The organism is Streptomyces sp. NPDC055243 (genome assembly GCF_044544025.1).
Lineage (GTDB): Bacteria > Actinomycetota > Actinomycetes > Streptomycetales > Streptomycetaceae > Streptomyces.
Genome location: NZ_JBITWR010000028.1, coordinates 42,728 through 65,309 on the forward strand (window position 1 = coordinate 42,728; position 22,582 = coordinate 65,309).

The following is a 22,582-nucleotide window of genomic DNA, read 5'->3' on the forward strand; positions in this document are numbered from 1 at the left end:
CTAATCTGGGCCTTGTCAGAACCAATGCGGGGGATCGTGAATCAGATGCAGGGCCTGCTCCTCGCGGGCCGCTACCGGCTCGGAGAGTCCATCGGCCGCGGCGGCATGGGACGGGTGTGGCGCGCCCGGGACGAGGTGCTGCACCGGGCCGTCGCCGTAAAGGAGCTGACGGCTGCCCAGTTCGTGGCGGAGGCCGACCGGGCGGTCCTCTTCGCGCGTACGCACGCGGAGGCGCGGGCCGCGGCCCGGATCAACCACCCCGCGGTCGTCACCGTCCACGACGTCCTGGAGTACGACGACCGGCCCTGGATCGTGATGGAGCTGGTCGAGGGCTGTTCGCTCGCGGACGCCGTCAAGGAGCAGGGCCGCATCGACCCCGTCGAGGCCGCCCGCATCGGCCTGTGGACCCTGAAGGCCCTGCGCGCCGCGCACGCCGCCGGGGTGCTGCACCGTGACGTCAAGCCCGGCAACGTGCTCCTGGCGAACGACCGGCGCATCCTGCTCACCGACTTCGGGATCGCCGCGATCGAGGGGGACTCGACGATCACGCGGACCGGCGAGGTCGTCGGCTCCGTCGACTATCTGGCGCCCGAGCGCGTCAGCGGCGCCAACCCCGGGCCCGCGTCCGACCTGTGGGCGCTCGGCGCCACGCTGTACACGGCGGTCGAGGGGAACTCCCCGTTCCGGCGCACGTCCCCGCTGGGCACCATGCAGGCCGTGGTCACGGAGGAGCCCGCGCCTGCCGAGCACGCGGGGGCGCTCACCTCTGTCATCAGCGCGCTCCTGCGCAAGGACCCGAACACCCGGCCGACCGCCGAAGTGGCCGAGTTGATGCTCGCCGAGGCGGCGGAGGGGCGGCAGCCGAGCGCGGCGCAGGCGTACGTGCCGACGCAGGTCCACGCCACGTCCCAGCAGCCACAGCACCAGCAGCCACAGCACCAACAGGCTCAGTCACAGCCGCAGGCCTACCACCCCGCGGAGTCCGGCACCCTCGTCAACGGGAGCGGCGCCCACGCCCCGGTGCCCCACAACTCCGGCACCACCGTCGTCCCGGGCCACACCCACCAGCCCTCCGACCACCCCGCGAGCCGCCCCCCGAAGCGCCGCAAGTGGCCCGCGATCGTCGCGGCCGTCGCGGCGGTCGTGCTGCTCGGCGGCGGAACCGCCGGCTACCTGTACTACGCGGACGGCGACGACGGCCGTACGGAGCAGTCCAGTGGCGGAAAGCCGGGCAAGACCGTCGGTGGCATCCCCGACGACTGGCAGCGGGTGAAGGACGCCGAGGGCTTCAGCCTCATGCTGCCCAAGGGCTGGGAGCGTGAGGTCGACGGAAGCCAGATCGACTACACCCCCGACCATGGGCGGCACTTCGTACGCATCGGCATCGACCGCAACTCGACGTTCGAGAGCCCTTACACGCACCAGCTGGAGCTGGAGAAGGGCCTGAGTCCCAAGCTGCCCGGCTACAAGCGGCTCCAGCTGGACCAGAACACCTACCGCGACCGGGCGGGCTCGCTCTGGGAGTTCAGCTGGACGGCGGGGGCGAACGACACGACCGCGGGTCCGCGTCGCGCCATCTCACAGACCTATCTCAGCCGTGACGGCGTCGAGTACGCGATTTACATGTCGTCCCCGGCCGACGACTGGAACAAGGCACGCCAGCAGTTCGACGCGATACTCCGGGGCTGGCGGGAGGGCTGAATGCGGCCGTCCGCAACCGGGGTGGCTGGGACGGGCGGCCTGAACCAGCCCGCCGCTCAGGCCCACAGGGTCCGTCCGCACACGTGTGGGGCATGATGGCCGCATGGGGAGCGTGGGGGACAACGCCCGGGTCATAGCTGGCCGTTACCGCCTGGATGTGCGGCTCGGCAGGGGTGGCATGGGCGTGGTCTGGCAGGCCACGGATCAGTTCCTCGGCCGCAAGGTCGCCGTAAAGGAACTCGTGCTCGACGACACGCTCTCCGAATCCGACGCGATGCAGCAGAGCGAGCGCACCCTGCGCGAGGCGCGGGCGGCCGCGCAGCTCAGGCATCCGCACATCATCGTCGTCCACGACGTCGTCGTGCAGGGCGAGCATCCGTACATCGTCATGGAGTTGATCGAGGGCGGTTCGCTGGCCGGGCGGATCGCGCGGTCGGGTCCGATGAACGCGCGTGCGGTGGCCCGGATGGGCATCGACCTGCTCGGCGCGCTGCGCGTCGCGCACGCCGCCGGGGTCCTGCACCGCGACATCAAGCCCGCGAACGTCCTCATGGAGGAGGCCACCGGGCGCGTCGTCCTCACCGACTTCGGGATCGCGCAGGTCAGCGGGGCGACGACGCTCACGGAGATCGGGTCGTTCGTGGGCTCGCCCGAATACACCGCGCCCGAGCGGATGTCGGGCGAGCGGACGGGGCCCGAGTCCGACCTCTGGTCGCTCGGCGCGCTCCTCGTGGCCGCGCTCACCGGCGAGTCGCCCTTCCGCCGTGACTCGATCAGCGGCGTGCTGCATGCCGTCGTCTTCGACGAGATCCGTCCGCCGCCCGCCGCCGCACCGCTGCTGCCGGTCGTCCTCGGCCTCCTCGAACGCAACCCGGACCGACGGCTCGGTCTGGACGACGCGGAGCGGCTGCTGCGGACGTACGTCGAGACGGGGCGGATGCCGTCCACGCCCGCGGGCCGGGCCGGCGGTCAGCCGTCGGCGCTGCCGGGCGGGCGGCTCGGCGGCTACACGCCCACCTACCGTGACCTGCCCACGCGTCCGCCCGAGCACCCGGCGGGCGGCTCCCGGCGCCGGCGCCGGGTCGTGCTGATCGCCGCCGCGCTGGTGGCCGCGGTGGCCGGGGCCGCGGTGTCCGCCGTCGCGCTCCTGATGGGCAGGGACGGCGACGGGGGCGGTACGCCCACGACACCCTCGCGGAGTTCGCAGACCGCGCAGACGCAGACGGTGACCCCGACGCCGTCGCCGACCCCGACGGTGACGGTCACGCGCGGCTCCCGCACGCCGAAGCCCTCCACGCCCGAGGCCCCCGAGGGCTACCGCGTCGCGGAGGACCCCAGGGGCTTCACGCTCGCGGTGCCGGACGGCTTCACTCGCCGGGTGGACGGGCCCCGCACCTTCTACATGTCGCCCGGTGAAACGTTCCGCATCGGCATCAAGGAGTCGGCCCCGGAGCCGGGCGGCCCGCTCGCGGTGCAGCGGCGCTCCGCCGCCAAGGGCCCGCAGAACAACCCCGGTTACCGGGACGGCGAGGTCACCGAGACCTCGCACAACGGACGGCCCGCGGCCCTCTGGGAGTTCAGCTGGGACGGCTTCACGGAGGCGGAGGGCGAGCGGCAGACGTACGACCTGTGCTGGGAGGAGGGCGGCCGGATGTACGACGTGTGGGTCTCGGCGCCGGTCGGCATGGCCGAGGAGGGCAGGCGGTACTTCGACACGGCGGTGGACTCGTTCGTACGGAACTGAGGATGCGCGTCGTACGCGGCTGAGGGTTCGCCTCGTACGAGGCCGGCGGTTCGCGTCGTACGCGGCCGGGGATTCGCCCGGCGCATCACCCCTGTCACAAGTCAGTGACCCGAGTGGAACCGGACACCTCCGGCAGGGTACTGATGTGGGCATGAGTAATGACGGGGGACCCAACCACGGCCCGTACGAGCCCACCAGTTTCGGCCTTCAGCCGCCCCAGCGGCAGCCGTACGGCCAGGACGGCAATCCGTACGCGCAGGAGCCGCACCAGCCGCAGGCGCAGCACCCGCAGCAGCCCTCGCAGGCGCAGCCCCCGCAGTCGCAGCAGCAGACCGCGCAGTACTCCGCGGGGCCGCAGCAGCCCGCCGCGCCGACGCCGCCCCCGTCGCCGTACGCACAGCCCACCCAGGTGGTGCCGAACCAGCCGTCCGAGACGGACCCGGGAGCGGGCCGCCTGATCGCGGGCCGCTACCGCCTCCTCTCCAAGCTCGGCCACGGCGGCATGGGCACGGTCTGGCGCGCGAAGGACGAGACGGTGGACCGCGAGGTCGCCGTCAAGGAACCCCGCATCCCCGACCACCTCCCCGAGCGCGAGCGCGCCAACGTCTTCGAGCGGATGCGCCGCGAGGCGCGCGCCGCGGCCCGCCTCGACCACCCGGCCGTGGTCAACGTCCACGACGTGGCGGTGGAGGACGGCCAGCCGTGGATCGTCATGGAGCTGGTCCAGGGCCGCTCGCTGGGCGCCGCGCTCCAGGAGGGCACCCTGGGCGCCCGCGACGCCGCCCGGATCGGCCTGGAGGTGCTCGGCGCCCTGGACGCGGCCCACCAGGCGGGCATCCTGCACCGTGACGTGAAGCCGGACAACGTGATGCTGGGCCAGCACGACCGCGTCATCCTCACGGACTTCGGCATCGCCCAGATCGAGGGCGAGACGAACCTGACGGACACCGGCGGCTTCGTCGGCTCGCCCGAGTTCATCGCCCCGGAGCGGGTGCTGGGCCAGCGCCCCGGCCCGGCGTCGGACCTCTGGTCGCTGGGCGTGGTGCTCTACGCCGCGACGGAGGGCGTCTCTCCGTTCCGCCGCAACAACACTCCCGCGACGCTGCAGTCCGTCCTGAACGCGACGCCCGCGGCGCCGGCTTCGGCCTCGGGCCCGCTGGCGCAGGCGATCAACGGGCTCCTCAGCAAGGAGCCGGGCCAGCGCCCGCGCGCCGCGCAGGTCCGCGCCCTCCTGGAGGAAGCGTCGAAGCCGCCGGAGGTGGCGCCTACGCGGGTCGTCCAGGTCGGCGGGGGCGGAATCGGCGGCAGCAAGGGTGTCACCCTCGGCCGGAAGGCCCTGCTGGGCATCGGCGCGGTCGTCGTGGCCGCGGCCGTGGCGGCGTACCTGGTGATCGCCGACCCGTTCGCGGGGCCGCTGCCCGACGGTTGGAAGGAGCAGCAGGCGAAGGAGCTCGGCGCGACGGTGGCCGTGCCCGCGGGGTACGTGAAGTCGGTGCCGGAGGCCGACGCGGACGCGAAGGACCACTGGGTCACGTACACCGACCCGAGCGGCAGCGTGTGGGTCACCCTGAGCCTCGACAAGAAGTCCGAGGACGACTCGGACGAGATCTCCGATTCCGCCGGCTCCGAGATGTACGACGACAACGGCGAGTTCAAGGAGTCCGGCAACTACGAACTCGGCATGGCCTCCGATCCCGCTCCCAAGAGCAGCCCCGAGGACGAGGTCAAGTACAAGGAGAAAGAGGCCGCGCAGAACACGGTCGTCTACAACACCACGGACTCCGAGAATCCGCGCCCCCGCGAGCTCAAGGCCTTCTACTACAAGACCACGTCCGGTGACATGTACAAGTTGCTGATCGGCTACCCGGGCAAGGGCGACTTCACCGCCCGTGGCCGCGAGGTCGCCAAGACCGCCATCGCGAACCTGGAGATCGACAAGCTCTGACCCGGCCCCTTCCGCGCGCGCCGTCGAAATTGCCGACCCGTTGTTGATCAACTCCGGTTAAGCCCCTGATCAGGGGCTTTGCCGCCAGCGATCGCTGGCATCGTGTGTCTGTGCGGTGAAAGCTGATTACCGACGGGTACCCAAAACCCTGACCTGGGCCTACGCTCACCTCCATGACGGACTCGCAGGCCACCGCAGCGCCCCTCGGAACGAACCCGATAGCCACCGCCCCCCAAGGCGCGCGCACCGCCGCCGACGTGGTGACTCCCGAGCTCATCGCGCAGCTCACCCGGGACGTGGTCGGTACGGGCCGGACCGCCAACCACACGCCGTTCACCGGCGAGAAGCTGGCCGACCTGCCCGAGTCCACCCCCGAGGACGTGGCGACCGCCTTCGAGCGCGCCCGCGTGGCCCAGGTCGCCTGGGAGCGCACCCCGGTCCGCCGCCGCGCCGCGGTCCTGCTCCGCTTCCACGACCTGGTGCTCCAGCGCCAGGCCGAGGTCCTCGACCTCATCCAGCTGGAGACCGGCAAGGCCCGGCTGCACGCGCACGAGGAGCTCCAGGCCGTCGCCGTCGCCGCCCGGCACTACGGCCGCAAGGCCCCCGCGTATCTGAACCCCAAGCGGCACACCGGAGTCGTACCGACCCTCACGAAGGTCACCGAGAACCGGCAGCCGCGCGGTGTGGTCGGCCAGATCGCGCCCTGGAACTACCCCCTGGAACTGTCCATCGGCGACGCCCTTCCCGCGCTCGTCGCGGGCAACGCGCTGGTGATGAAGCCCGACACGGAGACCTGCCTGACCGCCCTGTGGGCGCGCGACCTGATCATCGAGGCCGGTCTGCCCTCCGAGGTCTTCCAGGTCGTCCTCGGCGAGGGACCCGTCGTCGGGCCCGAGATCGTCAAGCACGCCGACTACGTCTCCTTCACCGGCTCCACCCGCGTCGGCCGCGAGGTCGCCCAGGGCGCGGCGGGCCGGCTCGTCGGCGTCTCGCTCGAACTCGGCGGCAAGAACGCCATGCTGGTCCTGCACGACGCCGACATCGACAAGGCGGCGGCGGGCGCGGTGCGCGCCTGCTTCTCGTCGGCGGGCCAGCTCTGCATCTCCATCGAGCGGCTGTACGTCCACGAGGCGATCGCGGACGAGTTCGTGGAGCGCTTCGTGGCGCGGACGAAGGCGATGCGGCTCGGCCGCTCCCTCGCGTACGGCGCGGAGATGGGCTCGCTGGTCGGCGAGCGGCAGCTGGAGACCACCAGGCGTCACGTCGACGAGGCGGTCGCCAAGGGCGCAACGCTGCTCGCGGGCGGCGTCGCACGTCCCGACATCGGCCCGTTCTTCTTCGAGCCGACGATCCTGGACGGCGTCGAGTCCCCGATGGCGGTGTGCGGCGAGGAGACCTTCGGTCCGGTCGTCTCCATCTACCGCTTCACCGACGAGAACGAAGCGGTCGAGCTCGCCAACTCCACGTCGTACGGCCTGAACTCCTCGGTCTGGACGAAGGACGGCAGCCGCGGTCGCAAGATCGCGGCCCGCCTGCGCACCGGCACGGTCAACGTGAACGAGGGCTTCGCGCCCGCCTACGGCAGCGTGCAGTCGCCGATGGGCGGAATGAAGGACTCGGGCCTCGGCCGCCGGCACGGCTCCGAGGGCATCCTGAAGTACACCGAGGCGCAGACCGTCGCGCACCAGCGCCTGATGCCGCTCGCGCCGTCCTTCGGCATGGACGACGAGAAGTACGCGGCGTTCATGAGCCTGAGCCTGAAGGTCATGAAGTCCCTGCGGCTGCGCTAGCAGGGAGCCGAGCGTGGGTCCTCAAGAGCCGTTCTCTAGGGGTTAGTTCTCAACGAGGAGAGTCAATGTCACAGGAGAGCTCTGTCCAGAAACAGTCGGACAGTGAGGCGGGTGGGTACGACGACGCGTCGTACGACTACGACGTCGTCGTCGTCGGGTCCGGATTCGGCGGCTCCGTCTCCGCCCTGCGTCTGACGGAGAAGGGCTACCGCGTCGGCGTGCTCGAAGCGGGGCGCCGCTTCACCCGTGAGTCGCTCCCGAAGAACTCCTGGGACCTCAAGAACTACCTCTGGGCACCGGCGCTCGGCCTCTACGGCATCCAGCGCATCCACCTGCTGGGCAACGTGATGGTGCTGGCCGGGGCGGGCGTCGGCGGAGGTTCGCTGAACTACGCGAACACGCTCTACGTGCCCCCCGCGCCGTTCTTCAACGACGCGCAGTGGAAGGACATCACGGACTGGCAGGACGAGCTCGGCCCCTACTACGAGCAGGCCAAGCGCATGCTCGGGGTGCGGCTCAACCCGACCACGACTCCGTCCGACGTCCACCTGAAGGCGACCGCCCAGGCCATGGGAGTGGGCGACAGCTTCCACATGGCGCCGGTCGGCGTCTTCTTCGGCGACGAGCAGGACGCCTCGGGTACTTCAACGGCCAAGCCGGGCGAGGAAGTTCCCGACCCCTACTTCGGCGGCGCGGGCCCGTCCCGCAAGGCCTGCAGCGAGTGCGGCGAGTGCATGACGGGCTGTCGGCACGGCGCCAAGAACACCCTCAACGAGAACTACCTCTACCTGGCGGAGAAGGCGGGCGCCGTCATCCACCCGATGACATCCGTCGTCACCGTCACCGAGGACTCGCGGGGCGGGTACGCCGTCGCCACCCTGCCCACCGACAACAAGCGCAAGGGCAAGGGACGTACGTTCACGGCGCGCGAGGTCGTCGTCGCGGCGGGCACCTACGGCACGCAGACGCTGCTGCACCGCATGAAGGACACCGGCATGCTGCCGCGCATCTCGGGGCGGCTCGGCGCGCTGACCCGCACGAACTCCGAGGCGCTGGTGGGCTCGCAGACCACCGACCGCCGCTACCGGAAGCTGCACGGCGCCGAGAAGGTGGACTTCACCAAGGGCGTCGCGATCACCTCGTCGATCCACCCGAACGCCACCACGCACATCGAGCCGGTCCGCTACGGCAAGAAGTCCAACGCGATGGGCGGCATGACGATCCTCCAGGTGCCGTACAGCATCAAGGGCGGCAAGGCGCGCGTCGCGGGGTGGCTCGGCAACGCGGTCAAGCACCCCTGGCTGATGGCCCGTTCGCTCTCCAACCGGCGCTGGTCGGAGCGGACCATCATCGGCCTGGTGATGCAGACGCTCGACAACTCCCTGACCACGTACCGCAAGGAGAAGGGCATCGGCAAGGGCCTGCTGACCGCACGGCAGGGCCACGGCGCGCCCAACCCGACGCAGATCCCCGAGGCCACCGAGGCCGCGACGCTGCTCGCCAAGGAGATCAACGGCTTCGCGGGGTCGAACATCGGTGAGCTGATGGGCACCCCGCTCACCGCGCACTTCCTGGGCGGCTGTCCGATCGGCGACTCCGCGGACACCGGGGTCATCGACCCCTACCACCGCCTCTACGGCCACCCCGGCATCTCGGTCGTCGACGGCGCCGCGGTCTCCGCGAACCTGGGCGTGAACCCGTCCCTCACGATCACCGCGCAGGCCGAGCGCGCGATGTCGTTCTGGCCCAACAAGGGCGCCGAGGACACCCGTCCCGCACAGGGCGCGCGGTACGTACGCCTCGCCGCCGTCGAGCCGAAGTCCCCGGCGGTACCGGCGGACGCGTTCGGCGCGCTGAAGCTTCCCTTCCTGGGAATGCCCGCGGTGCCGGCCAAGAAGTAGCCCCGCCCTTCCCTGGGGCGCCCCAGGGAACGTACGTACGCGAAAGGACCTGCGCCCCCCTCCGAGCGCAGGTCCTTTCGCGTGTTCAGGTGCCGCTGAGCGGCGTGCCGTTGTCCGGCGGACCGATACCGGCGTGCTTACGCGGTGGCGTCGGCCTTCTTGCGGCGGACGACGAAGACCGCGCCCGCACCGGCGATGACGGCGACACCGCCGACGAGGCCGATGGTCGGCAGCACGGAGCTGGAGCCGGTCTCGGCGAGGCTGCCGGTGGTCGGGATGACCTTGGCGCCGCCCTGGGGCGTCTTGCCGGTGTCGGGCGTCTTGCCGCCCTTGTTCTCGTCGGCCTCGCCCGGGTTCTCGTTGTCGCTGCCGGGCTTCAGGACCGTGAACTCGTAGAAGGAGAACGCGTTGTGCACGCAGTTCGCCTCGGAGTCCAGGTAGCCGCCGAGGCCGAGCGCGTATCCGTCGCCGGCCGGTGCCTTCGCGCTGACGTTGAGGCGCAGCTTGATGTCGACCTTCTCCTTGGCGCCCAGCTCGGTGGTGCCGAAGTAGAGGCCGCCCGAGACCTCGTCCGAGATGGACTCCCAGGCCTTGGAGTCGGGGTTGAAGTACTGGATCTGCGCGTAGTTGGCGAGCCAGTCCTTCTCGTCCTCGCTCTCCGTGAAGTTGTCCACGGCGGCGAGCCACTGGACCTCGCCGAGGTCCTCGTCGCTCGGGTTCGAGGCGGTCAGCTTGAACTGGTGCCAGCCGCTGCCCGCGACGATCTTGCCGGGCAGACCCGAGAGGCCGAGCTCCAGCTTCGAGTCGGCGTCGGTGCCGTCCTCGTCGACCGGGCACTCGGTGGGCTCTTCGGAGGGCTCGTCGGTCGGCTCCTCCGTCTCGGCCGGCGGGGTCGTCTCGGCCGGAGTGGTCGGCGGGGTCTCGGCCGGCGTGGTGGGCGGCGTTTCCGCGGGCGTGGTCGGCGGCGTCTCACCAGGGGTGGTGGGCGGCGTCTCGCCGGGCGTGGTCGGCGGCGTCTCGGACGCGGGGGCCGACGTGCTCGGAGGCGGAGTCGTGGGGTCGTCGGTCGCGAAGGCGGCAGGGGCCGAAAGCAGCGCGAGCGGGGCTATGGCAGCGGTCGCGGCCGCTGCGGCCATGACACGACGAAGCTTCATGAAGACCTCAGTGAGTCCGGCGTACCGCCTGGTGAGCGATACGGAGGTGGAGGCCTCCGCGGTGGGGACGCGGGTGTGGCCGTTGTTACGCATGCATGACCCGTGTCCCCTGTGAATGGTTGTCCTGGAACTCACAGAATTCTTATGTGGCTTGGATCACACGGCTTGTGCCGTTGTTGCCGGGTGCCGTAGAAATTCCTCCGCTCTACGGCGATCCGCCGGGAGCAAGGGGCGGCAGGAGGGGGCGGCGTGGCGAAGCCGGACGAGATACCGGACGAGATACCGGACGAGATACCGGGCGGGATGCCGGAGGAGCTGCCGGACGACGTGTGGGAGCGGTTCGAGCGCGACAGTCTGCGCGACATCCGCACCTCGGCGCCGAAGGAGCCGTCCGCGCGGGCGCGCATGGTGGCCGAGCGGCTGCGGCGCCTCGACGAGGAGGCGGCGCGCCAACAGGCGGCGGACTCGCGGGTATTGGGCCGCAGGCGCAGGAAGCGCAAGGCGGCGCGGGGGGAGGGGGCGGCCGGGGCGTGGCGGCCGGACGAGTGGCGGTCCACGCCGACCGGGCCGCGGCGCGGCGGGCGTTCGGAGCGCAGCCGCCGGGTGTGGAGTGTGGTGATCGTGGTGGGCTGCATGGCGCTGGCGATCGTGGTCCTGAGCCCGTTCCGGTTCTGGATCTGGCGGTAGCTCACTCTGGCGGTGGCTCTCGGGTGGCGGCTCTCGGGTGGTGGCCGGTTCCGGGGGTGGGAACCGTCCGTAACGATCTTCCGTCGTAGAAGGGGTGCGGGTGACTCCGCATGAGCGGGTGACTCTGCACGACCGGGTGACTCCGCACGATGCGAGACGAGAGTGGGGGAGCGGGAACGTGAAGTCAGCTGTGGCGCGTGGCGTGGTGGCTGTTTCGACCGTGGCGGTGCTGGGCCTTACGGCGGCGTGCAGCGGCAGCGGCAGTGACGGCAAGGGTGACGGTGACGGGGGCGGGAAGCCGTCGAAGTCCGCGCAGTCGGGCGCCCCCTCCGCCACGGCGAAGCTGGAGAAGGCGGCTCTCGCCTCGGGCGACGTGAAGAAGTACAAGGTCGCGAAGGAGCCCGAGGGTTCCAAGGGGCCTGCGGATTCCGCGGCCCGTGCGAACCCGGCGGAGTGCCGCCCGCTGGCCGAGATGCTGACGGCCGCCGCCCCGCCGAAGTCGAAGGCGCACGTCAGCCGCACGCTGACCAGCACCGACGTCGCGGACACCACCACGACCGAGGTCGTGCTGCTCGCGTACGGTCAGGCCGACGCCGAGAAGACCATGGACACGCTGCGTACGGCGACGAAGTCGAGGAAGTGCGCCACGTTCGGGGACGGCGGGCGCCGGTACATCGGCGTCAGGCCGCAGCCCGCGCCGGTCGGCGGCGACGAGGCCGTCTCGTACAAGCTCGCGAGCCGTGCCGGTGAGTTCCTCGACCGGGACCGCGTCACCGTCGTACGCAGCGGCTCGACGCTGATCGCCTTCCGTGCCTCGAACGTCTTCGACCCGGAGTCGGCCCAGGCCGACAAGGAGGGTGAGGCCGCCGGCCTGCCCGAGAAGTTCCAGGACGGGGTGAAGGCCGACCCGAAGGTCGCCGACGCGATCGTCGACGCGCAGCTCGCGAAGCTGGCCGAGGCGAAGTAGGAGCACAGACCGAAGGGCCCCGCGGGACGGATCCGCGGGGCCCTTGGCTTCAGCACCGACGTCAGGGCAGCGTCGGTGCCACGGAGCGGCGCCGGGGGGAGTGCGCCGCGAGTCTGCGACCACCGGTGGCCGACCCGGCGCACGAGGGGCGCACTAGTGGTCTCGACCAATGGCAATGGAGTTGTGCAGTGCTGGGCGTGCGGCCTGTCCTGCTAGGCATCGTGCTCGATGCGCGGCGACCCGCGCAACCGGTTCGACGTGATCCAGACGAACAGGGACAGCTGGGGGCTTTTCCACGGGGACGGAAGAGCTGAAAACCGGGGACAGGGGGACCGGGAGAAGGCTGGGGGCGGCTGGGGGGCGCATTGGGGGACGGACGGTTCGGGACTTCGGGTGGACGCCGGGGGATGTCGAGGGACTTCGGGGGACGTCGAGGGATGTCGGGGGACGTCGAGGGATGTCGAGGGAGTGAGGCCGGTCGGCTCCGGGCGTCCCCGAAGCCGACCGTTCCCTGGGTGACCGGGCTGCTGTCCCCTGCCGTCCGGTCACGTCTCTGGAGCGAGGTCCCACGGCGCACACGATGTGTGCGCCTCATCGCTCCAGCGGAGCCACGCGTGGTTTTTCCGTGCCCGCCCCTGGCTGGCACGGACATCGGGACCAACGAAGCCGCTCCGGACCCGGTCACGCGCCGTACGGGTGAGAGCGGACCCGAACTCAGGTCCGGGGGCCCGGGGCGAAGCTGCGCGGGGGCTCAGACCCGGCCCCGGCACAGCTCCAGGAGCGTCATCGCGAGCGACGTACCGGGCTTGCCGAGCGCGTCCCTGTAGTGGCCGAGGACCTCCATCTCGCGCGAGAGGTTGACGCGGCGGCCGCCCGAATTGATCCGGGCCTCCTGGATGACGGCCGACACGGCCATCCGTTCCTGTACGAGACCGATGATGCGGTCGTCGAGTGCGTCGATGCGGTCACGCGCGCCCTCGATCACGTCGGCGGCCTCGGGGGTGCGGGCGCCGGTCTTGTCGGTCGTGGCGGTGGTCATCTGGGGCTCCTCTGTCGGATGCGGATCTCGGGATCTCGGATCTCGGTGGATCTCGGTGATCCCGGCGGATCTCGGTGGGAGCGCCCCGGAGCGACAAGGCCCGGAAATGACAGAACGCCCCGGGCCTTGTCGGCCCGGGGCGCCTGGGAAGTCGCTTGTCAGTGGATCAAGCAGCTCGACCATGGCAGCCGGCGGGCCGGGTGCCATAGGTAAAGAGGAAGCCGAGGTGCTTGTTCACGGGGCCAGTATGCCCCCACGCGCGCGTGCCTGGTCAACACGGGTTCCGCCGCGGCTCGGATACTGAGACGCCCCCTCCCGCGACCGCCCGCTCGTGCCGGGCTCCGTCGGATGCGACGAAGGGGGTGTCCGCGAGCCCGTTAGAATCGACAAAACAGACCCCTGCTCACGCACGAGCCCCAGCTCACGCTCAAGCTCACGCTTCAACGCCGGAAGGCCGCCGCCGTGCCATCAGCGTCCCCCGCTGCCGCCGCTCCCGACACCGTTCTGGTCGTCGACTTCGGAGCGCAGTACGCCCAGCTCATCGCCCGCCGCGTCCGTGAGGCCCGGGTCTACAGCGAGATCGTGCCGAGCACCATGCCGGTCTCCGAGATGCTCGCGAAGAACCCCGCCGCGATCATCCTCTCCGGCGGCCCCTCGTCGGTGTACGCGGAGGGCGCCCCGCGCCTGGACCGCGCGCTGTTCGAGGCCGGTGTCCCCGTCTTCGGCATGTGCTACGGCTTCCAGCTGATGGCGACCACCCTCGGCGGCACCGTCGACAACACGGGCGCCCGTGAGTACGGCCGCACGCCCCTGCACGTCTCCAAGTCCGGATCGACCCTCTTCGAGGGCACCCCGGCCGAGCAGCCCGTGTGGATGTCGCACGGCGACGCGTGCAGCGCGGCGCCCGAGGGCTTCACCGTCACCGCGTCCACGGACGTCGTACCGGTCGCGGCCTTCGAGAACGACGAGAAGAAGCTGTACGGCGTGCAGTACCACCCCGAGGTCATGCACTCCACGCACGGCCAGCAGGTGCTCGAGCACTTCCTCTACCGGGGCGCGGGCCTGAAGCCCGACTGGACCACCGGCAACATCGTCGAGGAGCAGCTCGCCGCGATCCGCGAGCAGGTCGGCAACAAGCGCGCGATCTGTGGCCTGTCGGGCGGCGTCGACTCCGCGGTGGCCGCGGCTCTCGTGCAGAAGGCCATCGGTTCGCAGCTGACCTGTGTGTATGTCGACCACGGTCTGATGCGCAAGGGCGAGACCGAGCAGGTCGAGAAGGACTTCGTCGCGGCCACGGGCGTACAGCTCAAGGTCGTCGACGCCCAGGAGCGCTTCCTGAGCGCCCTTGCCGGGGTCTCCGACCCCGAGCAGAAGCGGAAGATCATCGGCCGCGAGTTCATCCGCGTCTTCGAGCAGGCCCAGGCGGAGATCGTCGCCGAGGCGCCCGGTGACCAGCCCGTCGAGTTCCTCGTCCAGGGCACGCTCTACCCGGACGTCGTCGAGTCCGGCGGCGGCTCCGGCACCGCCAACATCAAGTCCCACCACAACGTGGGCGGCCTCCCCGAGGACCTCGAGTTCCAGTTGATCGAGCCGCTGCGCCAGCTCTTCAAGGACGAGGTGCGGATGGTCGGGCAGGAGCTCGGCCTGCCGGACGAGATCGTCCAGCGCCAGCCCTTCCCGGGCCCCGGCCTCGGCATCCGCATCGTCGGCGACGTCACCAAGGAGCGCCTCGACCTGCTCCGCGAGGCCGACGCGATCGCCCGCGAGGAGCTGACCGCCGCCGGTCTCGACCGGGAGATCTGGCAGTGCCCCGTGGTGCTGCTCGCCGACGTGCGCAGCGTGGGCGTGCAGGGCGACGGCCGGACGTACGGACACCCGATCGTGCTGCGGCCCGTCTCGTCCGAGGACGCCATGACCGCCGACTGGTCGCGCCTTCCGTACGACGTCCTGGCGAAGATCTCGACGCGCATCACGAACGAGGTCTCCGACGTGAACCGCGTCGTCCTCGACGTGACGAGCAAGCCGCCGGGCACCATCGAGTGGGAGTAGTCCACAGGGCCTGACACAGGCCCCTCCCAGACTTGGCAAAGGTCTGAACGCCGGTGCCGCCGCCCCTCGAACCGGGCGGCGGCACCGGCGTTCTGCCGTCACGTCCGCCTGGTCGTCCGCGCCGGCGCACCCGGCTTCCACAGCTGCACCGCCAGATACTTCTCGTCCTCGATGTACGTACGGACCACCTCCGTCAGCTCCGTGCGGAAGAGGTGGAACGCGTCCGGGTCCGGCGGGTCCACCTCGCCCACGTACCGCGCGATGAGCTCGGGGTCCTCGGCCTCGATCGCCCGCCCGGAGATCCGGATGTCGCCCCCGGCCATCTCCGTGCCCGGTCCCGGGTTCGCCTGGAGCGAGAAGCGCGGATCGCGGCGCAGGTCGAGCGCCTTCATCGAGCCCGGCATCATGCCGAGCCACAACTCCCCGTGCAGGAAACGGACTTCGAGCCCGGTCGTGCGCGGCGACCCGTCCTTGCGGAGTGTGGCGAGGACGTGGTGCGTGAACAGGCCGAACCGCTCCTCCGCGGTCCGCGCGAAGGTGGGTTCTGCTGCGCTGAAGGCTGCCCAGTTCGTCGTCATGCGGCGAGTGTCCCGCCAATACCCGACACCTTCTGTCCGGCATGACGCACCGATCTCGGCCCGGCGCCGCGTCCCGGCTGCGCACTCTCTTCACAGGGGACCCCTGTCTTCCTGCGCTGACCGGCGGTAACTTCCGCTCCGTACAGTCAGGGATGGAGGACACATGCAGGCGCCCACACCGATACCCGTCGAGCGGTTGCAGTTCGCGATGCCGCCGGTGCACGAATCCTTGGCGGACGAACGGCGCCACCGCAAGGAACGGCTGGCCGGGGCGCTGCGGATCTTCGGGCGGCTCGGATACGAGGACGGGGTGTCCGGGCACATCACGGCACGGGACCCGGAGCACGAGGACTGTTTCTGGGTGAACCCCTTCGGGATGCCCTTCAAACACGTCACCGTCGGCGATCTGGTCCTCGCCAACGCGGACGGGCAGGTCGTCGAGGGCCGCCACCACGTCAACCAGGCCGCCTTCACCGTGCACGCGCAGGCACACCTGGCGCGGCCCGACGTCGTCGCCGTCGCGCACTGCCACTCGCTGCACGGCCGCGCCCTGTCCACGCTCGGCGAACTCCTGGACCCGATCACTCAGGAGTCCTGCGCCTTCTACGAGACCCACGCGCTGTACGACGGCTACACGGGCGTCGTCGTCGACGCGGACGAGGGGCGGCGGATCGCCTCCGCGCTCGGCGACCACAAGGCGGTCATCCTGCGCAACCACGGGCTGCTCACCGTCGGCGACTCCGTCGACGCCGCCGCCTGGTGGTTCCTCACGATGGAGCGCTCCTGCCAGGTCCAGCTGAGCGCGCGGGCCGCGGGCCGCCCGATCCTCATCGGCCACAAGCAGGCGGTGGCGACCCGCGAGCAGCTCGGCAGCGATCTCGTCGCGTGGATCAACTACCAGTCCCTGTGGCAGGACATCAGCCGCAGCGAACCGGATCTGCTGGCCTGAGCCGATGATCTCCGTCGTCAACACGAGCGCGGGGCAATCACCCTCGCTGACCTGACCCGAGGAACCTGATCGCCTTCCAGTACGGCACAATCCCCTTTCATCGCAAGGAAGTTCACGTTTCGGTGCACGAACGAGGGCGGGGAAGGCGGCGTACGCGGTGGTGGCGGTGCAGGAGGCGCGGCAGGGCGCACACGGGGGCGGCTGCACATGCGGCGACTGCCCGCACGGCGCGCGCGAGGGGCATCGGCGCGCCGTGGCCGCGTTCCTCGCCAAACGCGACGAGCTGGCGGCGGGCCAGGGGCTGCCCGCGGCGGTCGCCCACTCGGCGGGCGCATCACGGCAGTGGGTGTCGGACGAGCTCACCCAGTCCGCGCGCGCCGTCGCCGAACGCGGCCGGGCCGAGGGCCAGGCCTGGCTCGGCCTGCTGTGGCGGCGCACCGTCGCGGTCGTCTGGGTGGCCGTGGGCGTCCTGCTCCTGGTCCAGGCGCTCACCGCGATCGGCACCGGGTGGACCCTCGCCCGCACCGCCGGGGTGCTCGCGGCCGCGATCGTCGCCGCTCTGCTGACCGCCGCCGGATACGCGCACCGGACACGCGGCGGCGTACTCGCGCCGTTGATCGGCGAGGACAACCGCCTCTCCACCTCCCGCGCGGTGGCCGCCTGTTGGGTCCTCCTCGTCGTCTTCGCCGTGCTCGTCCTCGTGGGCGAGCTCGCCGGGGCTTCGGGGCACCGCGAGCGGGACGAGCTGATCGCCGGTCTCGACCTGGCCCGCGCCGCCGGGGCCGTGACCGTCCTCGCCGTGGTCTGCGCGGTGGCCGTGCTCGTACGCCGCGTGGTGGGCCTGCGCGTCCTTGGCCAGCGGCTGCAGAAGGTGCCCGCCGACCGCCCCCGGGCCGCCGACCTGCTCACCGACGACGCGGGCCGCGGCAGCTTCGCGGATGCGCAGTACGTGCTGGTCAGCGCCGTCGCCGTGGTCTTCGCCGCCGTACGCCTCGCGCGCCGCCCCGAACAGTTGCCCGATCTGCCGTGGGGTCTTGCCCTCCTCGTCCTGGTGTCGGCGGCCACATACCTCGCGGGCAAGTACGCCGAGGGCGGTCGGCCCGTGATCCTCTCCGTGGTGCGCGCCCGCGAGGCGGGCGACCTCGACGCCCCCATCCGCACCGGCGACGACATCGAGATCCGCGGCGCCGGATTCGTGCCCCCCGGCGCACAGACCGCCGATCGGCTCGCCCGTATGGTCGTTCGCATCGGAACCGTGCACGTCCATGTGCCGCTGGTCCCCGTGCCGGGCGGTTTCACCAACCCGACCGACGCGGCCCTGACCGTCCCCGTCCCGGTCGACGTGGAGCCGGGGCGTGTCGACGTCCAGGTGATCACCGCCGCGGGCGTGGAGACGAACCGCTGCACGATCGACGTCACGGACTGAGGACCTCGGCCCGGCACCGGGCCGGTCCTCGCGAATTCGGTGCAAGCCACTGAGCAGGCCCCCTTGTTCGTACGTATCGTCAGATGACGGGTCCACGGGCGAAGCGGGTCAACGGGAGAGGCGGCGAGAGCGATGGCGCACGGCATGCGTACCGACAGCCACACCAGCTACGTCAGAAGCAGCGGCTGGCGGGAGAGCGCTTCCCGATACGCCCTGCTCCCGCTCCGGATCTTCCTCGGTGTCACCTTCATCTACGCGGGCCTGGACAAGCTCACCGACAGCGCCTTCATGTCGGCCAGTGGTGCGGGGTCCATCGGCGAGATGATGGAAGGCGTCCGCGACATCTCCGCCGTCCCGGCCCTCGTCGACCTCTCCCTCAAGAGCCCCGTCGGCTTTGGCTACGCCATCGCCCTCGGTGAACTGGCCGTCGGCATCGGCACCCTCGTCGGCCTCTTCGCCCGGATCGCCGCGCTCGGCGGTGCGCTGATCTCGCTCAGCCTCTGGCTGACCGTGAGCTGGTCCACCGAGCCCTACTACTACGGCAACGACCTGGCCTACCTGATGGCCTGGCTCCCGCTGATCCTCGCGGGGGCATCCATCTTCTCGGTCGACGCGATGATCGCGAATCGGCGCAAATACAGTTCGGGGCTCGGCTGAGCCGTCGGACGGACCGGGGCGAGGCGGGTTTCGTCGGGCCGTGGGCCTGGTCGGTCCCGGCAGGGTCGGCTAGGCGTCTTTGGAGTCGTCGCCCGGGCGGTCGGGTATCCGGTCGGCTGTGGTGTCCACCGGTCGGCTCGGGGCGCGGTCCGCCGTGCGGGCGGTGGGCCGGCCGCGTACGCCGTACGAGACGGCTGCCGCCGCGCCGCCGAGCAGCAGCCCCGCCAGCAGGAGCGGGAACGCCACGAACCACGGCGTGTCCCAGACGCCGCCCACGTCGCCCGCATAGGCGATGGCCGTGATCAGGAGGAAGAGGCCGAGGACCAGCTTGCCGGGATGGAACTCATGACGTAGCACGGCTCACCTCCACCTGTCCGATGCCCATTTCGATGTGCAGCTCGAGCGTGCCGCCGTCCTTGCTGTCCGCGGGGGGATTCAGCGTCACCGACTTCTCCTTGCCCGGAGCGATGTCCACGTCGCTCTTGGGATCGTCCGGCAACTGGATGTCGCCGATGCCCACTTCCACGTTCAGCTTCACCGTGCTGTCCTTCGGCACGATCACCTTCACCTGCCCGGCCCCCACCTCGGCGCTGGTGCTCAGCGTCCGGCCCTTGCCGGGACCGGCGCGGGTCAGGTCGAGCGTGCCGATGCCCGACCCCAGTTCGTACTGGGGCTCGACCTGTGCCGCCGTGGTCGGCCGCCACTCCGTCTCCGCCCAACTGGTGCTGATGTCCTTGGGCAGTGCGGCGGAGCCCGCGAGGAGCCCGGCCGTGATCACCGCGAGCACGATCGAGCCCACGCCGGTGCGCCCGAGGAAGGCGCTGAGAGCGATGCCGATGCCGAACACGGCGAGGGCGAGGGCGAGGCCGGCCTGCAGGCTGGTGCCGAGTGGCTGCTCCTCCCAGGTGAGGCCGGTGCCGAGACCGCCGGCGAGCAGCGCTCCCAGGAAGACGGAGCCACCGATCCAACGGGGGCCGCGCTGCTGGGGCCGGGGGGCCGCCGCGGGCTCCCGCTGCCGTATCCGCCCGTGCGGTGGGTCGGGCTGATACTGGACGGTCACGCCCTCGGGCCCCCAGAAGTAGCCCGAGATCCCGTCGTGGGTGCCGTCCTTGACGATCGGGTCCCGCCACCACGACGGGGCACCGGCCACCGGTGGAGCCTTCGCCTCGGGCGGTGCGTCCGCCACGGCCTGGGCCGCCACCGGGTCGGGATCGGTCGTGCCGCGCTGCTGCGACCAGTACCCCGCGCCCGCGAGGAGCAGGGCGAGGACGGCCGCGAACGTGAGGGCCCCGCCGTTGTTCAGCAGGGAGAGGAAGACGCCGCAGCCGACGAGCGCGAAGAGCACGGCCGTCAGGGCCTGGCCGTCCACCCGGCCGGAGAGGAGCCGACGCGCCTCGTTCTCCTCCTCGTCCTCGAAGGGGACGAACAGCCACGCGAAGCCGTAGAAGACAAGGCCGAGCCCGCTGGTGACGGAGAGGAGCGCGAGCCCGATCCGGAAGATCACCGGATCCATGTCGCAGTGCTGACCCAGCCCCGCGCACACGCCGCCCAGCCTTTTGTGCCGCCGGTCGCGGCGGAAGGCCCGCACGTCCCACGGCCCGCCCGGCTCCCGCGCCGTGGCGGCAAGGGGGTCGCGCGGTGCGGCCTGCGGGCCCGTCCCGGCGGGCTGCTCGTCTGTCATGTGTCCATGGTGACGGGCCCGAGGCCGCCGCGGCAGTCGGGACAACCCTGGCCGAACCCTGAGATCGCCCCTGACACGTCCCTGCCCCGACCTCCGCGCCCCGCCGTCCGGGTCGGAGATCAGGGACGTCTCGGGGGTCGACCCTGATGCCCGCGCCCGCGTACGCGTGTGAATATCGGAGACATGCCGGAAGCCGCAGCAGTATCCATCGAAGACGAGCGGCCGCTGCGAAAGCTCTATCGCAGCGGTGACGGCCGTTGGCTCGGCGGTGTCGCTCGCGGCCTCGCCGGTCATCTCGGGCTGCCCGTGGTCTGGGTGCGGCTGATCTTCGTCGGTCTGTTCATGGCGGACGGGCTGGGTGCGTTGCTGTACGCGGCGTTCTGGTTCTTCGTGCCGCTGGGTGTCGGCGGGGTCGACGCCGAGCGCCCGCCCACCGCCGTCACCACCGAGACGGCGTCCGACGGACGCCGCAGACTCGTGGCCCGCAAGCCGGACAAGGGCCAGCTCGTCGCGCTGCTGGCGATGGTCATCGTCGCCATGGTCTTCGTCGGGAACGTGGATCTGGGCAGCTCGACCAAGGCCTATCTGGTCCCGACCCTGCTCGTCGCCGCCGGTGTCGCCCTGGTCTGGCGGCAGGCGGACAACGCCCGCAGGGCCCGCTGGATGGCCGTCGGCCGCCGCAGGCGCACCCTGACCATCGCCCGCGCGGGGGCCGGAGTGCTGCTCGTCGGCGCCGGTGTCTCCGGCATCTTCGTGCTGCAGGGCTCCACCTCGCACCTCAGCTCCGTGCTGCAGGCCGCGCTGGCGGTGCTCGTCGGCGTCGCGCTGCTCGCCGGCCCCTATCTCGTGCGCATGATGCAGGACCTCTCCGAGGAGCGGCTGATGCGTATCCGCGCCCAGGAGAGGGCGGAGGTCGCCGCCCATGTGCACGACTCGGTCCTGCACACCCTGACCCTCATCCAGCGCAATGCCGAGAGTGCCTCAGAGGTGCGCCGCCTGGCCCGCGCCCAGGAGCGCGACCTGCGTCAATGGCTCTACAAACCGGAGGGCACCGGCAAGGACGAGGCGGATGAGCCCGACACCCTCGCCGAAGCGGTCCGGCGCGACGCCGCGGAGGTGGAGGACAAGCACGGCGTCCCCATCGAGGTCGTCATAGTCGGCGACTGCCCGCTCGACGACCGGCTGACGGCGCAGGCGCAGGCCGCGCGGGAAGCAATGGTGAACGCCGCCAAGTACGGTGGCGAGGGCGGTGCGGTGCAGGTCTTCGCCGAAGTCGAGGGGGAGACGGTGTTCGTGTCCGTCCGGGACCGTGGCCCCGGCTTCGATCTGGATTCCGTGCCGGACGACCGCATGGGCGTACGAGAATCGATCATCGGCCGTATGCAGCGCAACGGCGGCACGGCGCGGCTGCGCGCGGTGCCGGGGGGCGGCACGGAAGTCGAGCTGGAGATGGAGAGGACGGCGACGACATGAGCGACGCGAGCGAGCCCGTGGGGCCCAGGGGTGGATCGGACGGAGCAGTCGAACCGTCCGCGGCCGAAGCGCACACATCTGCCGGGGCGAATGAACCGGCTCAGGCCGCCGGTGGGGCTGGCGCGGCCAGTGGTGCCGTGGGCGGTGACCAGGAGGGCCGCCGTGCGCGCGTCGTCCTCGTCGACGACCACCGGATGTTCCGCACGGGCGTCCAGGCGGAGATCGGCAGGACCGCGATCACCGGTGTCGAGGTCGTCGGCGAGGCGGCGGACGTCGACCAGGCGGTCACGGTCATCACGGCGACGCGTCCCGAGGTCGTGCTCCTCGACGTGCATCTTCCGGGCGGCGGCGGGGTCGAAGTGCTGCGCAGGTGCGCGCCGTTGATGTCCGATGCCGAGCGGCCCGTGCGGTTCCTCGCGCTGTCCGTGTCGGATGCCGCCGAGGACGTCATCGGAGTCATCCGCGGTGGTGCCCGCGGTTATGTCACCAAGACGATCACCGGTACGGACCTGGTCGACTCCATCTTCCGGGTGCAGGACGGCGACGCGGTCTTCTCGCCGCGCCTGGCCGGGTTCGTCCTCGACGCCTTCGCGTCGACCGACGCGCCCCCGGTCGACGAGGACCTGGACCGCCTCACGCAGCGCGAGCGCGAGGTGCTGAGGCTCATCGCGCGGGGGTACGCGTACAAGGAGATCGCCAAGCAGCTCTTCATCTCCGTGAAGACGGTCGAATCGCATGTGTCGGCGGTGCTGAGGAAGCTCCAGCTGTCCAACCGGCACGAGCTGACGCGGTGGGCGACGGCCCGGCGACTGGTCTGACGGTCCCCGCGGCCGGGGGCGGT

At 71.2% G+C, this 22,582-nt stretch carries 18 protein-coding genes; 13 read left to right on the top strand and 5 right to left on the bottom strand.

Annotated elements, in window-relative coordinates:
- Positions 1–45 precede the first annotated feature (45 nt).
- The 5 genes from ACIGXX_RS42780 (at position 46) to ACIGXX_RS42800 (ending at position 9,081) form a co-directional block, all read left to right on the top strand.
- The gene (locus tag ACIGXX_RS42780; RefSeq protein ID WP_399984537.1) at positions 46–1,701 is read left to right on the top strand and encodes a serine/threonine-protein kinase; all 1,656 of its coding nucleotides are present in this window, start codon (positions 46–48) and stop codon (positions 1,699–1,701) included.
- A gap of 103 nt (positions 1,702–1,804) precedes the next feature.
- Positions 1,805–3,445 (top strand): serine/threonine-protein kinase, encoded by a 1,641-nt coding sequence (locus ACIGXX_RS42785; protein ID WP_351172115.1) that lies wholly within the window; start codon positions 1,805–1,807, stop codon positions 3,443–3,445.
- 151 nt (positions 3,446–3,596) lie between these two features.
- Positions 3,597–5,390 (top strand): serine/threonine-protein kinase, encoded by a 1,794-nt coding sequence (locus tag ACIGXX_RS42790; protein ID WP_351172118.1) that lies wholly within the window; start codon positions 3,597–3,599, stop codon positions 5,388–5,390.
- A 173-nt stretch (positions 5,391–5,563) separates the two neighbouring features.
- Complete coding sequence (locus tag ACIGXX_RS42795; RefSeq protein WP_366463638.1) at positions 5,564–7,180, top strand: succinic semialdehyde dehydrogenase; 1,617 nt, start codon at positions 5,564–5,566, stop codon at positions 7,178–7,180.
- Between the two features lie 65 nt (positions 7,181–7,245).
- The gene (locus ACIGXX_RS42800; protein WP_399984476.1) at positions 7,246–9,081 is read left to right on the top strand and encodes a GMC oxidoreductase; all 1,836 of its coding nucleotides are present in this window, start codon (positions 7,246–7,248) and stop codon (positions 9,079–9,081) included.
- A gap of 137 nt (positions 9,082–9,218) precedes the next feature.
- On the opposite strand, the gene ACIGXX_RS42805 is transcribed toward ACIGXX_RS42800, so the two are convergent.
- Positions 9,219–10,328 carry an LPXTG cell wall anchor domain-containing protein gene (locus ACIGXX_RS42805; RefSeq protein WP_399984479.1) on the bottom strand — a complete coding sequence of 370 codons (1,110 nt, stop codon included), beginning with the start codon at positions 10,326–10,328 and terminating at the stop codon, positions 9,219–9,221.
- 156 nt (positions 10,329–10,484) lie between these two features.
- Here ACIGXX_RS42805 and ACIGXX_RS42810 point away from each other — a divergent pair, with 156 nt between their 5' ends.
- Together ACIGXX_RS42810 and ACIGXX_RS42815 are read left to right on the top strand one after the other, a co-directional pair.
- Positions 10,485–10,922, top strand: coding sequence for a hypothetical protein (locus ACIGXX_RS42810; RefSeq protein WP_361468427.1), 438 nt, complete (start codon positions 10,485–10,487; stop codon positions 10,920–10,922).
- Positions 10,923–11,100: 178 nt separating this feature from the next.
- Positions 11,101–11,889, top strand: coding sequence for a hypothetical protein (locus ACIGXX_RS42815; protein WP_399984483.1), 789 nt, complete (start codon positions 11,101–11,103; stop codon positions 11,887–11,889).
- A 751-nt stretch (positions 11,890–12,640) separates the two neighbouring features.
- Here ACIGXX_RS42815 and ACIGXX_RS42820 read toward each other — a convergent pair.
- Positions 12,641–13,135 (bottom strand): chorismate mutase, encoded by a 495-nt coding sequence (locus ACIGXX_RS42820; RefSeq protein ID WP_361468433.1) that lies wholly within the window; start codon positions 13,133–13,135, stop codon positions 12,641–12,643.
- 255 nt (positions 13,136–13,390) lie between these two features.
- On the opposite strand from ACIGXX_RS42820, the gene guaA reads away from it, so the two are divergent.
- Positions 13,391–14,977, top strand: a complete 1,587-nt coding sequence (guaA, locus tag ACIGXX_RS42825; RefSeq protein ID WP_351172136.1) for a glutamine-hydrolyzing GMP synthase — start codon at positions 13,391–13,393, stop codon at positions 14,975–14,977.
- Between the two features lie 98 nt (positions 14,978–15,075).
- Here guaA and ACIGXX_RS42830 read toward each other — a convergent pair whose 3' ends face one another.
- The gene (locus tag ACIGXX_RS42830; protein WP_361468437.1) at positions 15,076–15,555 is read right to left on the bottom strand and encodes a pyridoxamine 5'-phosphate oxidase family protein; all 480 of its coding nucleotides are present in this window, start codon (positions 15,553–15,555) and stop codon (positions 15,076–15,078) included.
- Positions 15,556–15,718: 163 nt separating this feature from the next.
- On the opposite strand from ACIGXX_RS42830, the gene ACIGXX_RS42835 reads away from it, so the two are divergent.
- From ACIGXX_RS42835 to ACIGXX_RS42845, 3 genes are all read left to right on the top strand, one after another.
- Positions 15,719–16,504 carry a class II aldolase/adducin family protein gene (locus tag ACIGXX_RS42835; protein WP_351172142.1) on the top strand — a complete coding sequence of 262 codons (786 nt, stop codon included), beginning with the start codon at positions 15,719–15,721 and terminating at the stop codon, positions 16,502–16,504.
- A 160-nt stretch (positions 16,505–16,664) separates the two neighbouring features.
- Positions 16,665–17,930, top strand: a complete 1,266-nt coding sequence (locus ACIGXX_RS42840) for a hypothetical protein (protein WP_399984540.1) — start codon at positions 16,665–16,667, stop codon at positions 17,928–17,930.
- 132 nt (positions 17,931–18,062) lie between these two features.
- A complete protein-coding gene (locus ACIGXX_RS42845) occupies positions 18,063–18,587 on the top strand; it encodes a DoxX family protein (RefSeq protein WP_351172144.1) in 525 nt (174 codons plus the stop codon).
- Between the two features lie 69 nt (positions 18,588–18,656).
- On the opposite strand, the gene ACIGXX_RS42850 is transcribed toward ACIGXX_RS42845, so the two are convergent.
- Both ACIGXX_RS42850 and ACIGXX_RS42855 read right to left on the bottom strand, forming a co-directional pair.
- A complete protein-coding gene (locus ACIGXX_RS42850) occupies positions 18,657–18,944 on the bottom strand; it encodes a hypothetical protein (RefSeq protein WP_399984490.1) in 288 nt (95 codons plus the stop codon).
- Entirely contained in the window at positions 18,931–20,268 is a 1,338-nt protein-coding gene (locus ACIGXX_RS42855; RefSeq protein ID WP_366464487.1) for a PspC domain-containing protein, read from the bottom strand. The genes ACIGXX_RS42850 and ACIGXX_RS42855 overlap by 14 nt, the downstream gene beginning before the upstream one ends.
- Positions 20,269–20,451: 183 nt before the next feature.
- Here ACIGXX_RS42855 and ACIGXX_RS42860 point away from each other — a divergent pair, with 183 nt between their 5' ends.
- Entirely contained in the window at positions 20,452–21,741 is a 1,290-nt protein-coding gene (locus tag ACIGXX_RS42860) for a PspC domain-containing protein (RefSeq protein WP_351172153.1), read from the top strand.
- Positions 21,738–22,559 (top strand): LuxR C-terminal-related transcriptional regulator, encoded by an 822-nt coding sequence (locus ACIGXX_RS42865; RefSeq protein ID WP_383820151.1) that lies wholly within the window; start codon positions 21,738–21,740, stop codon positions 22,557–22,559. The genes ACIGXX_RS42860 and ACIGXX_RS42865 overlap by 4 nt, the downstream gene beginning before the upstream one ends.
- Positions 22,560–22,582: the final 23 nt, after the last annotated feature.

Bases quoted from the DNA above. Each gene is read 5' to 3' on its own strand.
- ACIGXX_RS42780 (WP_399984537.1), top strand. From the start codon at position 46: ATGCAGGGCCTGCTCCTCGCGGGCCGCTACCGGCTCGGAGAGTCCATC.
- ACIGXX_RS42785 (WP_351172115.1), top strand. From the start codon at position 1,805: ATGGGGAGCGTGGGGGACAACGCCCGGGTCATAGCTGGCCGTTACCGC.
- ACIGXX_RS42790 (WP_351172118.1), top strand. From the start codon at position 3,597: ATGAGTAATGACGGGGGACCCAACCACGGCCCGTACGAGCCCACCAGT.
- ACIGXX_RS42795 (WP_366463638.1), top strand. From the start codon at position 5,564: ATGACGGACTCGCAGGCCACCGCAGCGCCCCTCGGAACGAACCCGATA.
- ACIGXX_RS42800 (WP_399984476.1), top strand. From the start codon at position 7,246: ATGTCACAGGAGAGCTCTGTCCAGAAACAGTCGGACAGTGAGGCGGGT.
- ACIGXX_RS42805 (WP_399984479.1), bottom strand. From the start codon at position 10,328: ATGCGTAACAACGGCCACACCCGCGTCCCCACCGCGGAGGCCTCCACC.
- ACIGXX_RS42820 (WP_361468433.1), bottom strand. From the start codon at position 13,135: ATGGCACCCGGCCCGCCGGCTGCCATGGTCGAGCTGCTTGATCCACTG.
- ACIGXX_RS42830 (WP_361468437.1), bottom strand. From the start codon at position 15,555: ATGACGACGAACTGGGCAGCCTTCAGCGCAGCAGAACCCACCTTCGCG.
- ACIGXX_RS42835 (WP_351172142.1), top strand. From the start codon at position 15,719: ATGCAGGCGCCCACACCGATACCCGTCGAGCGGTTGCAGTTCGCGATG.
- ACIGXX_RS42845 (WP_351172144.1), top strand. From the start codon at position 18,063: ATGGCGCACGGCATGCGTACCGACAGCCACACCAGCTACGTCAGAAGC.
- ACIGXX_RS42855 (WP_366464487.1), bottom strand. From the start codon at position 20,268: ATGACAGACGAGCAGCCCGCCGGGACGGGCCCGCAGGCCGCACCGCGC.
- ACIGXX_RS42860 (WP_351172153.1), top strand. From the start codon at position 20,452: ATGCCGGAAGCCGCAGCAGTATCCATCGAAGACGAGCGGCCGCTGCGA.
- ACIGXX_RS42865 (WP_383820151.1), top strand. From the start codon at position 21,738: ATGAGCGACGCGAGCGAGCCCGTGGGGCCCAGGGGTGGATCGGACGGA.